The organism is Streptomyces sp. S063, assembly GCF_002832675.1.
GTDB classification, from domain to species: Bacteria; Actinomycetota; Actinomycetes; order Streptomycetales; family Streptomycetaceae; genus Streptomyces; species Streptomyces sindenensis.
In genome coordinates, this window is the sequence record NZ_CP021707.1 from 2,749,878 (window position 1) to 2,763,092 (window position 13,215).

At 71.6% G+C, this 13,215-nt stretch carries 11 protein-coding genes and 1 pseudogene; 5 read left to right on the forward strand and 7 right to left on the reverse strand.

From position 1 onward, the window contains the following. The first annotated feature begins 141 nt into the window (after positions 1-141). Entirely contained in the window at positions 142-1,626 is a 1,485-nt protein-coding gene (locus CCZ36_RS12375; RefSeq protein ID WP_069737478.1) for an oligopeptide:H+ symporter, read from the forward strand. A 152-nt stretch (positions 1,627-1,778) separates the two neighbouring features. Here CCZ36_RS12375 and CCZ36_RS12380 read toward each other — a convergent pair whose 3' ends face one another. From CCZ36_RS12380 to CCZ36_RS12390, 3 genes are all read right to left on the reverse strand, one after another. Then, complete coding sequence (locus tag CCZ36_RS12380) at positions 1,779-2,114, reverse strand: hypothetical protein (RefSeq protein ID WP_128817656.1); 336 nt, start codon at positions 2,112-2,114, stop codon at positions 1,779-1,781. Positions 2,115-2,213: 99 nt separating this feature from the next. After that, on the reverse strand, positions 2,214-2,705 hold the full coding sequence (locus tag CCZ36_RS12385) for an ATP-binding protein (RefSeq protein ID WP_069737476.1): 492 nt from the start codon (positions 2,703-2,705) through the stop codon (positions 2,214-2,216). A 194-nt stretch (positions 2,706-2,899) separates the two neighbouring features. Beyond that, positions 2,900-3,268 (reverse strand): STAS domain-containing protein, encoded by a 369-nt coding sequence (locus CCZ36_RS12390; RefSeq protein ID WP_069737475.1) that lies wholly within the window; start codon positions 3,266-3,268, stop codon positions 2,900-2,902. Positions 3,269-3,553: 285 nt separating this feature from the next. On the opposite strand from CCZ36_RS12390, the gene CCZ36_RS12395 reads away from it, so the two are divergent. Beyond that, on the forward strand, positions 3,554-4,552 hold the full coding sequence (locus CCZ36_RS12395) for an RNA polymerase sigma factor SigF (protein ID WP_069737474.1): 999 nt from the start codon (positions 3,554-3,556) through the stop codon (positions 4,550-4,552). 148 nt (positions 4,553-4,700) lie between these two features. On the opposite strand, the gene hutI is transcribed toward CCZ36_RS12395, so the two are convergent. From hutI to hutU, 4 genes and pseudogenes are all read right to left on the reverse strand, one after another. Next, positions 4,701-5,873 carry an imidazolonepropionase gene (gene hutI, locus CCZ36_RS12400; RefSeq protein ID WP_069737473.1) on the reverse strand — a complete coding sequence of 391 codons (1,173 nt, stop codon included), beginning with the start codon at positions 5,871-5,873 and terminating at the stop codon, positions 4,701-4,703. A gap of 121 nt (positions 5,874-5,994) precedes the next feature. After that, positions 5,995-7,362, reverse strand: coding sequence for a formimidoylglutamate deiminase (locus CCZ36_RS12405; protein WP_069737472.1), 1,368 nt, complete (start codon positions 7,360-7,362; stop codon positions 5,995-5,997). After that, positions 7,353-8,662, reverse strand: a pseudogene (locus CCZ36_RS12410) (allantoate amidohydrolase). The gene CCZ36_RS12405 and the pseudogene CCZ36_RS12410 overlap by 10 nt, the downstream one beginning before the upstream one ends. After that, positions 8,662-10,320: a urocanate hydratase gene (hutU, locus tag CCZ36_RS12415; protein WP_069737470.1), complete on the reverse strand. Its 1,659-nt coding sequence runs from the start codon at positions 10,318-10,320 to the stop codon at positions 8,662-8,664. The pseudogene CCZ36_RS12410 and the gene hutU overlap by 1 nt, the downstream one beginning before the upstream one ends. A gap of 136 nt (positions 10,321-10,456) precedes the next feature. On the opposite strand from hutU, the gene CCZ36_RS12420 reads away from it, so the two are divergent. From CCZ36_RS12420 to CCZ36_RS12430, 3 genes are all read left to right on the forward strand, one after another. Then, positions 10,457-11,842 carry an APC family permease gene (locus tag CCZ36_RS12420; RefSeq protein WP_128817657.1) on the forward strand — a complete coding sequence of 462 codons (1,386 nt, stop codon included), beginning with the start codon at positions 10,457-10,459 and terminating at the stop codon, positions 11,840-11,842. Between the two features lie 158 nt (positions 11,843-12,000). Then, the gene (locus CCZ36_RS12425) at positions 12,001-12,408 is read left to right on the forward strand and encodes a hypothetical protein (protein ID WP_069737468.1); all 408 of its coding nucleotides are present in this window, start codon (positions 12,001-12,003) and stop codon (positions 12,406-12,408) included. Next, the gene (locus CCZ36_RS12430; protein WP_069737467.1) at positions 12,405-13,211 is read left to right on the forward strand and encodes a helix-turn-helix domain-containing protein; all 807 of its coding nucleotides are present in this window, start codon (positions 12,405-12,407) and stop codon (positions 13,209-13,211) included. The genes CCZ36_RS12425 and CCZ36_RS12430 overlap by 4 nt, the downstream gene beginning before the upstream one ends. Positions 13,212-13,215 lie beyond the last annotated feature (4 nt).

The following is a 13,215-nucleotide window of genomic DNA, read 5'->3' on the forward strand; positions in this document are numbered from 1 at the left end:
CCGAGCCCCGCCAGGAGCCCGGCCGCACGGAGCACGTCCCCCTCAGGCGTGGGGACGGGGTACGCCGCGCCGGTGCCGGCTGCCCCCCACCGGGCGCGTACCGCTCACGAGGCGGCGCGTCCCGACCAGCAAGGATCGACCATGGCGTCCAGCCTGACGAAGGACTCGCCCAGTTCCGGCGAGAAGACCTTCTTCGGCCACCCCCGCGGCCTGGCCACACTCTTCATGACGGAGATGTGGGAGCGCTTCAGCTACTACGGCATGAGGGCACTGCTTCCGCTCTACCTGATCGCGCCCGGCGGGCTCGACATGGATGCCGGCACGGCGACCGCGATCTACTCCGTCTACCTGTCGCTGGTGTACCTGCTCGCCATGCCCGGCGGCTGGTTCGGCGACCGGGTCTGGGGTCCGCGCAAGACCGTCGCCATCGCGGGCGGCATCATCATGCTCGGCCACCTGACCCTGGCCCTGCCCTCCGAGGGCACCTTCTTCGCGGGCCTCGGCCTGGTGGCCATCGGCTCCGGCCTGCTGAAGTCCAACATCTCCACGATGGTCGGCCACCTCTACGACGGCCCGGAGGACCCGCGCCGCGACGGTGGCTTCACGATCTTCTACATGGGCATCAACATGGGCGCCTTCGCGGCTCCCCTGGTGATCGGCACCGTGGGCGAGAACGTCAACTGGCACCTCGGGTTCGCCCTCGCCGCGCTCGGCATGGGCCTGGGTGTGGTCCAGTTCCTCATCGGCACCCGCCACCTGAACGAGCGCAGCCTCGTCGTCCCGAAGCCGCTCTCCAAGGACGAGCGCGCCGCCACGCTGCGCAAGTCGATGATCTGGCTGGGCGTCGCCGCCGTCTTCTACATCGGCACGGTCGTCACCGGCGTCTACACGCTGAACTGGCTGCTGGTCCCGATCACGATCGCGGGTCTGGTCATTCCGGTGATGGTCCTCACGCGCATCAAGCGCGACAAGGAGCTCAGCGCCGCCGAGCAGTCGAAGATGACCGGGTACATCTGGTTCTTCGTGGCCGCGGCCATCTTCTGGATGATCTACGACCAGGGCGGCTCGACGCTCTCGATCTTCGCCGAGTCCTCCGCCGAGAACAGCGTCTTCGGCTGGGACTTCCCGGTCTCCTGGTACCAGTCGGTCAACCCGGTGCTGATCATGGCGCTGGCGCCGGTCTTCGCCACCTTCTGGCTCGCCCTGAACCGGCGTGGCAAGGAGCCGAGCACGATCGTGAAGTTCAGCTCCGGCCTCGTGCTGGTCGGCGCCTCGTTCTTCGTCTTCCTGATGCCGCTGACCATCGCGGGTGACGGCCACAAGGCCGCCGCGATGTGGCTGGTCGCGATCTACTTCATCCAGACCGTGGCCGAGCTGACGCTCTCCCCGGTCGGCCTCTCCGTCACCACGAAGATGGCACCGGCGAAGTACGCCAGCCAGATGATGGGTGTCTGGTTCCTCGCCGTCACCGCCGGTGACTGCACCACGGGTCTGCTCTCGCTGGCCGGTGTGGAGCTCAACGGCACCGGGGTGGTGGCCCTGGAGGCGACGCTCGCCGTCGCCGCCGGTATCGCGATCTTCATGTACCGCGGCAAGGTCAAGCAGCTCATGGGCGACGTCCGCTGACGCACGCTCCGTAGGCCCCGCCCGGGGACGTACGTACGACCGAGGGCCGCCGCACCGGAACACTCCGGTGCGGCGGCCCTCCGTCATGCCGGGACCAAGTCCCGCCGGGACCGCGTGGCGGGCCGGGAGTGCTCAGCGCGCGCCAGGAGCGCTCAGCGCGTGCCGCGCAGCTTCCGCCAGGGGGTGAACGTGAACACCGCGCCGCCCAGCAGGATCGCGGTGCCGACGACCAGGCCGAGCGCCCTCAGCGCGCCGCCGTCCTCGGCCCCGATGACGGCCAGTCCACCGCCCGAGTCCGTACCGCCGCTGTCAGCCCCGCCGCCCTCGGTGACCTTGATCGTGGCGCCCGGCCGCACCTCTTCCTTCGGCGCGCACTTGGTGTGCCAGCGCGAGAGCTGTCCGATTCTGGTTCGGCACCTCGTGTTCCCCTCCTGCCGGACGCCGCCGGACGCCACGACCCGTACGGGCGCACATTTCTGACGGTGCATCAGATTGGGCGCTCAAGGTACGCCCGACACCTGATGGAGGGAAGACAAAGAGCGCGCCGATCCGGCGCGCTCTTTTCGCGCGAGAGGGAGGGGCGGGCCCTACGCGGGAGCGGCGAGCTCCGCCCAGACGGTCTTGCCGGGAGCGTCCGGCGTACGCAGCACGCCCCAGTCGAGGCAGAGGCGCTGCACGATGAACATGCCGTGGCCCCCGGGGCGGCCGGCGCGGTGCGGCGTACGGGGGGCGGGCTGCCCGGCCCCCCGGTCGACGACCTCCACCCGCAGCCCCTTGGGGGTGCGGCCGATGCGGAGCTCCTCGGGGCCCTCCGCATGCAGGCAGGCGTTGGTCACCAGCTCGGAGACGACCAGCAGGACGTCCTCGGCGGCGGCCCTGCGGTCGGCGGTGGACGCCGGGAGCCAGCCCCAGTCGCCCAGCGCCTGCCGGGCGAAGTCCCGAGCCGTCGGAACGATGCCGCCGGCCTGTGCGAGCGACAGCGTGCGCCACTGCCGCTCGGCCGGAACGGGCGAGGCTGAGCCCGCTCCGTCCGGCTCGCGACCGAGGTCGCCCGGCGGATGCTGCCGGGTGGTGCTCATCAGCGCTTCACCTCACCGAGTCGCCATGTCGCCGTTGAACAGATAGTGATCAGTTACCGAGTGTGCCGGAACCCTTGCGGGGCACCGCCGGGGTGTCTCCTGCCCTGCCATGTCGCAACAACACCCACTTGAGGCACACGATCGCGCGACGCAGCCGACAACAGGCATGTCCAGGTCGCACGGTCGCGCCCGGGTCACGTGGCCAGGGCGTCTTCGAGCGTGGCGTGGACGGTGAAGACCGCCTCCGCGCCGGTGATCTCGAACACTCTCGCCACGACGGGCAGCATTCCGGCCAAGTGGACGCCCCCTCCGGCCGCCTCCGCCTTGAGGCGGGCGCCGAGGAGCACGTTCAGCCCGGTGGAATCGCAGAAATCCAGGCGGGAGCAGTCGACCACCAGGCGCGACCGCCCCTGCTCGACCGCACTCTCCAGGGGCTCGCGCAGCAGATCCGCGGTGTGGTGATCGAGCTCACCCACCGGGGTCACCACCTCGCTGCGCCCCTCGGTCCGGGCCTCGACCTGAAGCCGGCCCCGGTTCGCACTCCCGACCGTCCCGCGGTCCATGCCTGTTCCTCTTCGCCGTTCGTCACTGTGCGCGTCACTGCCTGTGCGGCTGTATGCATAGCTGCCGCCGACGTGCGTAAAACAGTACGCGTTCCGCACGCCACACGGTAGTCGGAGACCTCAACAAACCGGACATATAGCGGCAATTGGCGCTTGTCACTGCTGGTCAAGACCGGGTATGGGTAGAGGGACACCAGAAATGCGACCGGCTTCGGAGGCGCCGCTTCACCGCAGGAACACGTATGGGCATCGGCAGCCATATGCCGAGAACGATGGAGGAGAACCATGTCACCCCGGCTCGACGTAGCGCGTACCCAGAACGCGTCGTCGGCATGTCCTCAGGGACCGACCAATTCCGACTCCCCCGCCGCGAGCGCCGTTCCCGGCCCGCGCGCCAGCACCACCGGTACCTCTCGTACCACCAGCACCACCTCAGACTTCTCCGGCGCTTCCGGTGAGAACCTCGAAGGGCTCGAAGGGCTCGAAGGTCTTCCCGAGATACCGCCGTACGCCGAAGTGGGCGCTCTGGATGCCAGGGCCCTGTCGAAGACGCTCTTCGAGCGGCTGGAGTCCCTCGAAGAGGGCACCCACGAGTACAGCTACGTCCGCAACACCCTCGTCGAGCTGAACCTCGCGCTCGTCAAGTTCGCCGCCTCCCGGTTCCGCTCCCGCAGCGAGCCGATGGAGGACATCGTCCAGGTCGGCACCATCGGTCTGATAAAGGCGATCGACCGGTTCGAGCTGAGCCGCGGCGTGGAGTTCCCCACCTTCGCGATGCCGACGATCGTCGGCGAGATCAAGCGCTTCTTCCGTGACACCAGCTGGTCCGTGCGCGTACCGCGCCGGCTCCAGGAGCTGCGGCTCGACCTGGCCAAGGCGGGCGACGAGCTCTCCCAGCAGCTGGACCGCGCGCCCACGGTGGCGGAGCTGGCCGAGCGTCTCGGCATCACCACGGACGAGGTCGTCGAGGGCATGTCCGCGAGCAACGCGTACACCGCCAGCTCGCTGGACGCCAAGCCCGAGGAGGACGAGGGCGAGGGCGCCCTCGCGGACCGCATCGGTTACGAGGACCACGGGCTCGAAGGCATCGAGTACGTCGAGTCCCTGAAGCCGCTGATCGCCGCGTTGCCCGCCCGGGACCGGATGATCCTCTCGCTCCGGTTCGTCAGCAACATGACGCAGTCGGAGATCGGCGAGGAGCTGAACATCTCGCAGATGCACGTCTCCCGGCTGCTCTCCCGCACGCTGGCCAAGCTCCGCAAGGGTCTGACCCTGGACGAGTGACCCCCCGCCCGGCCCTCCGCCCCGCCACGGGGTCCGGGGAGCCGAGGAGCACCGCGGAAGGACCCGCCCCGGATCGCCGGGAGCGGGTCCTTCCGCGTGTGGGGGCCGGAGGCCCGCCGGGCCCCGGGGTCGGCCCCCGGGGCGCCCGTCAGGCCACCCGCTCCCCGCTCCGCCACACCGCGCTGACCAGCGGGACGCCCGGGCGGTAGGCGAGGTGGACGTGGCTCGGGGCGTCGAGGAGGACCAGGTCGGCGCGGGCGCCGGGGACGATGCGGCCGATGTCGGTACGGCGCAGGGCCGCGGCGCCGCCCGCGGTGGCGGACCAGATCGCCTCGTCCGGGGTCATCCCCATGTCGCGTACGGCCAGCGCGACGCAGAACGGCATGGACGAGGTGAACGACGAGCCGGGGTTGCAGTCCGTGGAGAGCGCGACGGTGGCCCCGGCGTCGAGGAGGCGGCGGGCGTCGGGCCAGGTGGCGCGGGTGGAGAACTCCGCGCCGGGGAGGAGGGTGGCCACCGTGTTGCCCTGGCCCAGCGCGTCGACGTCCGCGTCGGTGAGGTGGGTGCAGTGGTCGGCCGATGCGGCGTCGAGCTCGACGGCGAGCTGGACACCCGGGCCGTAGCTGAGCTGGTTGGCGTGGATGCGCGGGTGCAGCCCCCTGGCGAGGCCCGCGGTGAGGATGGCGCGGGCCTGGTCGCCGTCGAAGGCGCCCTGCTCGCAGAACACGTCGATCCAGCGGGCGTGCGGGGCGCAGGCCTCCAGCATCGGGCCGGTGACCAGGTCGACGTATCCGGCGGGGTCGTCGGCGTAGTCGGGGGACACGATGTGGGCGCCGAGGTAGGTGACCTCGTCGGTGTGGCGGCCCGCGATGCGCAGGGCGCGGGCCTCGTCCTCGACGGTGAGGCCGTAGCCGGACTTGGTCTCGAAGGTGGTGGTGCCCTGGCGCAGGGCCTCGGCGAGGTAGCGGGCCACGTTGGCGGACAGCTCCTCGTCGGTGGCGGCCCGGGTGGCGGCGACGGTGGTGCGGATACCGCCCGCGCGGTAGGGCTGTCCGGACATGCGGGCGTTGAACTCCTGGGTGCGGTCGCCCGCGAAGACCAGATGGGAGTGGGAGTCGACGAAGCCCGGGATCACCGCGCGGCCGGCCGCGTCGAGGACGTTGTCAGTGGCGGGTGCTTTGCTGGATTCACCGGTCCAGACGATGCGGTCGCCCTCGATGACGACCGCCGCGTCCTGGATCAGGCCCAGGGGGGTCCCGTTGCCGAGGGAGGGGTCATTGGTGACCAGGCTGGCGATGTGGGTGACGGCGGTGGTCGTCATCTGGAGAGTGTTCTCCTTGCGTTCCGGGGGTCTGGGGGGTCCCGGGGTTCCGCGCGGTCCCGGGGCTCCGGGCGGTCCCGGCGGTCCCGGGTGGGTGGTGCGGAGGGGTCGCGTCCCCGGCTCAGCCGTGCAGGGCGGCGATGGCTGTCGCAAGCGCCCGGGGCACGTCCTCGACCTGTGTGTGACGGCCGTCTTGGACGATGTGCCGCCCCGCCACGACCGTGTGCCGCACATCAGCGGCGGAGGCGGCGAATACGGCGGTCTCCGCTGCCAGTCGGGGCACCGGTCCCGCCGTTCTGACGGAGTCCAGGGCGACGGTGGTCAGATCGGCGGGGGCGCCCGGCTCCAGGACGCCCGCGTCGGGGCGGCCCAGCGCGGCGTGCCCGTCGGCGGAGGCGGCCCTCAGCAGGGCGGCGGCCGTCCAGTGGCCCCGGATGTGGGTGCGCAGCCGCTCGTTGAGCTCCATCGCCCGCGCCTCCTCGAAGAGGTCGATCACGGCGTGGCTGTCGCTGCCCAGCGAGAGCGGCGAGCCCGCCTTCTGGAGGGCGGTGGCGGGGCCGATGCCGTCGGCCAGGTCGCGTTCGGTCGTGGGGCACATGCAGGTGCCCGTCGCCGAGGAGCCCAGCAGCTCGATGTCCGCCTCGGTCAGGTGTGTGTTGTGGATGCCGGTGGTGCGCGGGCCGAGGACTCCGTGGTCGGCGAGCAGCCGGGTGGGGGTGCGGCCGTGGGCGGCCCGGCAGGCGTCGTTCTCCGCCGGCTGCTCGGAGAGGTGGACGTGGAGCGGCGCCTCCCGCTCCTCGGCCCACTGCGCCACGGTGGCCAGTTGGTCCGCCGGGACCGCCCGGACGGAGTGGATCGCCGCGCCGATCAGCGTGTGGTCGTCGCCCTTGAGGAGGGAGGCGCGCTCCGCCCAGGCCTCGGCGGTGGTGTCGGAGAAGCGCAGCTGGTGCCGGCCCGGCCGCTCGCCGAATCCAGCAGCGAGATAGGCGGTGTCCAGCAGGGTGATCCGGATCCCGGCCTCGGCGGCGGCCGCGATGAGCGCCTCGCCCATGGCGTTCGGGTTGGCGTAGGGGGTGCCGCCGGGGGCGTGGTGCAGATAGTGGAATTCTCCGACGGAGGTGATGCCTGCCAGGGCCATTTCGGCGTACGTGGCGCGGGCCAGGTCGAAGTAGGTGTCCGGGGTGAGCTCGGCCGCCGTGCGGTACATCAGCTCGCGCCAGGTCCAGAAGGTCCCGGTGCCCACCTGGACGGTGGCGCGCAGGGCTCGGTGGAAGGCGTGGGAGTGGGCGTTGGCGAGACCGGGGAGGGTCAGGCCGCGCAGCGCGGTCGCGCCGGGCGGGGGTGTCTCGACCCCGGTCCTGATCCCGGCGATGCGCCCGTCCGCGACGTCCAGGGTGACGCCCGGCTCGACGTGCGTGCCGAGCCAGGCGTGGTCCATCCAGTAGGTCGCGGTGACGGGCGCGCCCGTCGTCCGTTGTGTCAGCTGCACGCGAGACCTTCCAGTACGTCGGCGAGTGCCTCGACCCCCGCCGTGCAGTCGTCCTCGGCGGCGTGCTCGGCGGGTGAGTGCGAGATGCCGGTGGGGTTCCGTACGAAGAGCATGGCGGTGGGCACCGAGGCGGACAAAATACCCGCGTCGTGGCCCGCGCCGGTGCCGAGGACGGGCACGGGCCGCCCCGTGTCGCCGCCGCCCTCCAGGATCTTGGCCAGCTCGTCGCGCAGGGCGTGCTCGAACTCGACGACGGGCGTGAACGATTCGCGTACGACGTCGAGGTCGATCCCGGCCCGCTCGGCGTATTCCCGGGCGGCGCGCTCGACGCCGGTGACGACGGCGTCGAGGGTGGCCTGGTCGGCGGCGCGGGAGTCGAGCCAGCCGCGGACGAGGGAGGGGATGGCGTTGACCCCGTTGGGCTCGACCGCGATCTTGCCGAACGTGGCGAGTGCGCCGGTCAGTTCGGCCTCACGGCGGGCGGCGAGCACGGTCTCGGCGTACGTGAGCATCGGGTCGCGGCGGTCGACGAGCCGGGTGGTGCCCGCGTGGTTGGCCTCGCCCCGGAAGTCGAACCGCCAGCGGCCGTGCGGCCAGATGGCGGAGGCGATGCCGACGGGGTCGCCGGTCAGGTCGAGGGCGCGGCCCTGCTCGACGTGGAGTTCGACGAACGCGCCGATCCGGGCGAGGCGTTCCGGGTCGGGGCCGATGGTCCCGGGGTCGTATCCGGCCGCCTCCATGGCAGCGGGCAGGGTGGTCCCGTCCGCGTCCCTCAGACGGTGGGCGTCGGCGACGGTGAGCTGTCCGGCGGCGAGCCGGGACCCGACACAGGCCAGGCCGAAGCGGGCGCCCTCCTCGTCACCGAAGTTGGTGACGGCCAGCGGCCGGGTGAACTCCACTCCCCTGCGGTGGAGTTCGTCGAGCGCGGCGAAGGAGGACACCACCCCGAGCGGGCCGTCGAAGGCCCCGCCGTCCGGGACGGAGTCCAGGTGGGAGCCGGTGACGACGGCGTCCCCGGCCAGGGGGTCGCCGAGCCAGGCCCACTGGTTGCCGTTGCGGTCGGTCTCGTACGCGAGCCCGCGCGCCTCGGCCTGCGCGCGGAACCAGGCCGGCAGTCGAGGTCGGACGCCGACCAGGCGTAGCGCCGGTAGCCGCCGCTGTCGGGGTGGCGCCCGACGGGAGCCAGCTCCCGCCACATCGAGAGGAAGGAGTCCCCGGCGCGCCACGGCTGCCGTCCCGGGGCGGGAGGGGTGGGCCCGGCCGCACCGGCCGGGCCCTGCCCCGAGGTGCCCGTGGGCATCAGTTGCCCTCCGTCATCGGCACGCGTACGCCCTTGTCCGCGGCGACGGTCTCCGCGATGTCGTAGCCGGCGTCGACGTGGCGGATGACGCCCATGCCGGGGTCGTTCGTCAGGACGCGGCGGATCTTCTCGCCGGCCAGCTTCGTGCCGTCGGCGACGGAGACCTGGCCCGCGTGGATGGAGCGGCCCATGCCGACGCCGCCGCCGTGGTGGAGGGAGACCCAGGAGGCACCGGAGGCGACGTTGACCATGGCGTTGAGCAGCGGCCAGTCGGCGATGGCGTCGGAGCCGTCGAGCATGGCCTCGGTCTCGCGGTAGGGGGAGGCGACGGAACCGCAGTCGAGGTGGTCGCGGCCGATGGCCAGCGGGGCGGCCAGTTCGCCGCTCGCGACCATGTCGTTGAAGCGCTCGCCGGCCTTGTCGCGCTCGCCGTAGCCGAGCCAGCAGATGCGGGCGGGCAGGCCCTGGAAGTGGACGCGCTCGCCGGCCATCTTGATCCAGCGGTGCAGCGACTCGTTCTCCGGGAAGAGGTCCAGGATCGCCTTGTCCGTCTTGTGGATGTCGGAGGCCTCGCCGGAGAGGGCCGCCCAGCGGAAGGGGCCCTTGCCCTCGCAGAAGAGGGGGCGGATGTAGGCGGGGACGAAGCCGGGGAAGTCGAAGGCGCGGTCGTACCCGGCGAGCTGGGCCTCGCCGCGGATGGAGTTGCCGTAGTCGAAGACCTCGGCGCCGGCGTCCATGAAGCCGACCATGGCCTCGACATGGCGGGCCATCGACTCGCGGGCGCGCTGGGTGAAGTCGGCCGGCTTCTCGGCGGCGAGGGTGGCCATGTCGTCGAAGTCGACCCCGAGCGGCAGGTAGGCCAGCGGGTCGTGGGCGCTGGTCTGGTCGGTGACGATGTCGATCGGCGCGCCCTCGGCGAGCATCCGGGGCAGCAGCTCGGCCGCGTTGCCGAGGAGGCCGATGGAGAGAGGTTTCCGCTGGTCGCGGGCCTCGACGGCGAGCTGGAGGGCGTGCTCCAGGCTGTCGGCCCTCACGTCCAGGTAGCGGTGCTCGATGCGGCGCTCGATGGCGCGCGGGTCGACGTCGATACAGATCGCGACGCCGTCGTTCATGGTGACGGCGAGGGGCTGGGCGCCGCCCATGCCGCCGAGACCGGCCGTCAGGGTGATCGTCCCGGCGAGGGTCCCGCCGAACTTCTTCGCGGCGACGGCGGCGAAGGTCTCGTAGGTGCCCTGGAGGATGCCCTGGGTGCCGATGTAGATCCAGGACCCGGCGGTCATCTGGCCGTACATGGTCAGGCCCAGCTGCTCCAGGCGGCGGAACTCCTCCCAGTTGGCCCAGTCGCCGACCAGGTTGGAGTTGGCGATGAGCACGCGCGGCGCCCACTCGTGGGTCTGCATGACACCGACCGGCCGCCCGGACTGGACGAGCATCGTCTCGTCCTGCTTGAGCGTCTGAAGGGTGCGGACCATCGCGTCGAACGAGCGCCAGTCGCGGGCCGCCTTCCCGGTGCCGCCGTAGACGACGAGCTTGTCGGGGTGCTCGGCGACCTCGGGGTCGAGGTTGTTCTGCAGCATGCGCAGGGCGGCTTCCTGCTGCCATCCCAGGGCGGTCAGCGCGCTGCCGCGCGGTGCCCGTACGGGGCGGGGTCCTGACATGGCGGTGCCTCCTCGCGACGGTGGAAAACTATTCACATCCTGATGCTCTGAATAGTCGTAGTCAACAGGTGCGGTTCGCGTCGCGATCGGGAAGACGTGTTTCCCACCCGCCCCAGCGGCCGCCCCGGAGGCACCGATGAGCACTCCCGACCCACCCGCAAGCGCCCGGCCGGCCGGGAAGGACGGCGGAGCGCCGCAGCTCAAGCGGGCTCTCGGCCCCAAGCTGCTGGTCCTCTTCGTCATCGGCGACATCCTCGGAACCGGCATCTACGCCACCACCGGAGACGTGGCGGGCAAAATCGGCGGCGCACTGTGGCTGCCGTTCGCGATCGGCTTCGTCGTCGCACTGCTGACGGCGGCCTCATACGTGGAGCTGGTCGGCAAGTACCCGAAGGCGGCCGGGGCCGCGCTCTACACCCAGAAGGCGTTCAAGGCCCCTTTCCTGACCTTCGTCGTCGCCTTCATGGTCATGTGCTCGGGCCTCTCCTCCGCGAGCGCGGCGGCACGGGCGTTCAGCGGCGACTACCTGGGCGAGTTCACCGACGCCGTGCCGCCGACCCTGATCGCGATCCTGTTCATCCTCGCCCTGGCCGCGATCAACCTCCGCGGGGTCGCCGAATCGGTCAAGGCCAACGTCGTCCTGACCCTGGTCGAGGTCAGCGGGCTCGCGGTGATCCTCGCGATCGGCGCGTACGCCGTCCTCAGCGGCGAGGGCGAACCCTCCCGGCTGACCCAGATCGAGACCGGCGGCACCGGATACGCCCTGCTCACCGGTGTCCTCGGCGCCACCGCGCTCGGCTTCTTCGCTTTCGTCGGCTTCGAGGACTCGGTGAACATGGCCGAGGAGACCAAGAACCCGGCCCGGAACTTCCCCCGCGCCATCTTCATCGGCGTGGGCGTCACCGGCACCATCTACGTCCTGGTCGCCCTGATCTCCTCACTCCTGGTCGACTCCCGCACCCTGTCGGGGTCCAGCGGCCCGCTGCTGGAGGTGGTGAAGGCCGGGGGCGTCGATTTCCCGCCGAAACTCTTCGCGCTGATCGCCCTGTTCGCCGTCACCAACTCGGCGCTGATCAACATCATGATGGCCTCGCGGCTCTGTTACGGCATGGCCAACGAGCGCATCCTGCCGCCCGCGATGGGCAAGGTGCTGGCCGGTCGGCGCACCCCCTGGGTCGGGATCGTCTTCGTCTCCGCCCTGGCGATCGGCCTGGTCTCCACCGGCGAGATCGAAGGGCTCGGCGACACCACCTCGTTCCTGCTGCTCTGCGTCTTCGCCGTGGTCAACATCGCCGTACTGGTGCTGCGCAGGGACCCGGTGGACCACCCCCACTTCCGTACGCCCACGGCGCTTCCGGTGCTCGGCGCGCTCACCTCGCTGATCCTGGCGAGCCCGCTCGCCGACCGGGGCTCCGACGTGTACGTACGCGCCGGAATCCTGCTGCTCATCGGGATCGGGCTCTGGGCGCTCAACAAGGCGGTGATGACCGCCCGCGCGAGGTCCGGCGCCGACGCCCCCTGAGCGGACGTCACCGCACCCCCCGGCCACCACATTTCAGCCGCCCCTTTACACCCCGGAGGGCATGTACCAAAGGAAAATGCCAGAACCTCCACCAGTCGTGAGCACGATGCGTAGCCTCTGCGTTACAGCCGTACGCCACGTCGGGAGGGGAAATCCGCGTGCCCGGAATCGACGAGTGCCTGCTCGAAGTCATGAGGCTGCCCGGTGCCCGGGGCGCCTCGGTGGTCGACTGGACGAGCGGTCTCGCCCTCGGCACCATCGGGGACTCCCCCAACGGCGACCACGAGGCGACCGCCGCCGAGACCGCGGAAGTCGCCCGGATGACCGCCGAACAGCCCGCCTTCGCCCGCCTCGGCGCCGAGGGCGATCGGACCGCGGAGCCACCGAGCACGCCCGTCGAGGACGTCATCGTCACCACCCATGACGCATACCACATGCTCCGATTCGTGGAGACGGCATTCGACAGCAGCGTCTTCCTGCACCTCTGGATGGACCGCTCGGCGGGCAACCTCGCGCTCGCCCGGAGGCGGCTCGGTGAGCTGGCCGAGCGGCTGGTGCTGGCATGAGCGCGATAGCCGCCGACCCCGACGCACCCGGGACGGACCGGCTGCCCGTCCTCTCCCCGATGCTCCAGCGCCTGGCCGCCGAGCGCGCCACCGGCGCCCTGATGCGCGACCGCGGCACGCTCTACCTCTCCGACGGCCAGGTGGTGCACGCCGAGAGCCCCGCCACCCCCGGCATCGACGTCCTGCTCACCACCGGTGGAACCCTGCGGCACGAGGGGTGGTGGGACGCGGTGGCACAGGCCGGGGCGGGCCGCCGGGTCGGCCGCTATCTGGTGGACAGCGGTCATGTGCCGGGCGGGGCGCTGGAGTTGTGCCATCTGGGCGCGCTGTACGACGCCGCGTTCTTCGCCCTCGCCCCGACCGGGACCCCCGCCCGCTTCCGCTACGGGGTGGCGCACTGGATCGGTCCGGTGCGGCCCGTCCCCGTCGCCGCCGTGGAGCGCGAGACGCTGCGCAGACGGGAGTTCCTGGACCGGATCTGGCCCGATCCCGCCTGCGACAGCGCCCCGCTCCTGCGGACGGCGCACCGGACCGACGCCCCGCTCCCGGCCCGGCAGCGCCGGCTCCTGGAGCTGGTCGACGGGGTCCGTACGGCCTCGGACATCGCGCAGGCGCTGGGCCGCTCCGCGTTCCACATCCTGGTCGACCTGCGACGGCTCGCCGCGGCCGGTCTGGTGGAGGCGGTCCGCGCCCAGCCCCTGCCGACCGTCGCCGCGCCCGGCCGGATCACGCTCCCCGAGGTGACGGCCGACCCCGATATCGCCCTGCTGCGCCGACTCCGAGACGCATTGGAGGCCCTGTGATACG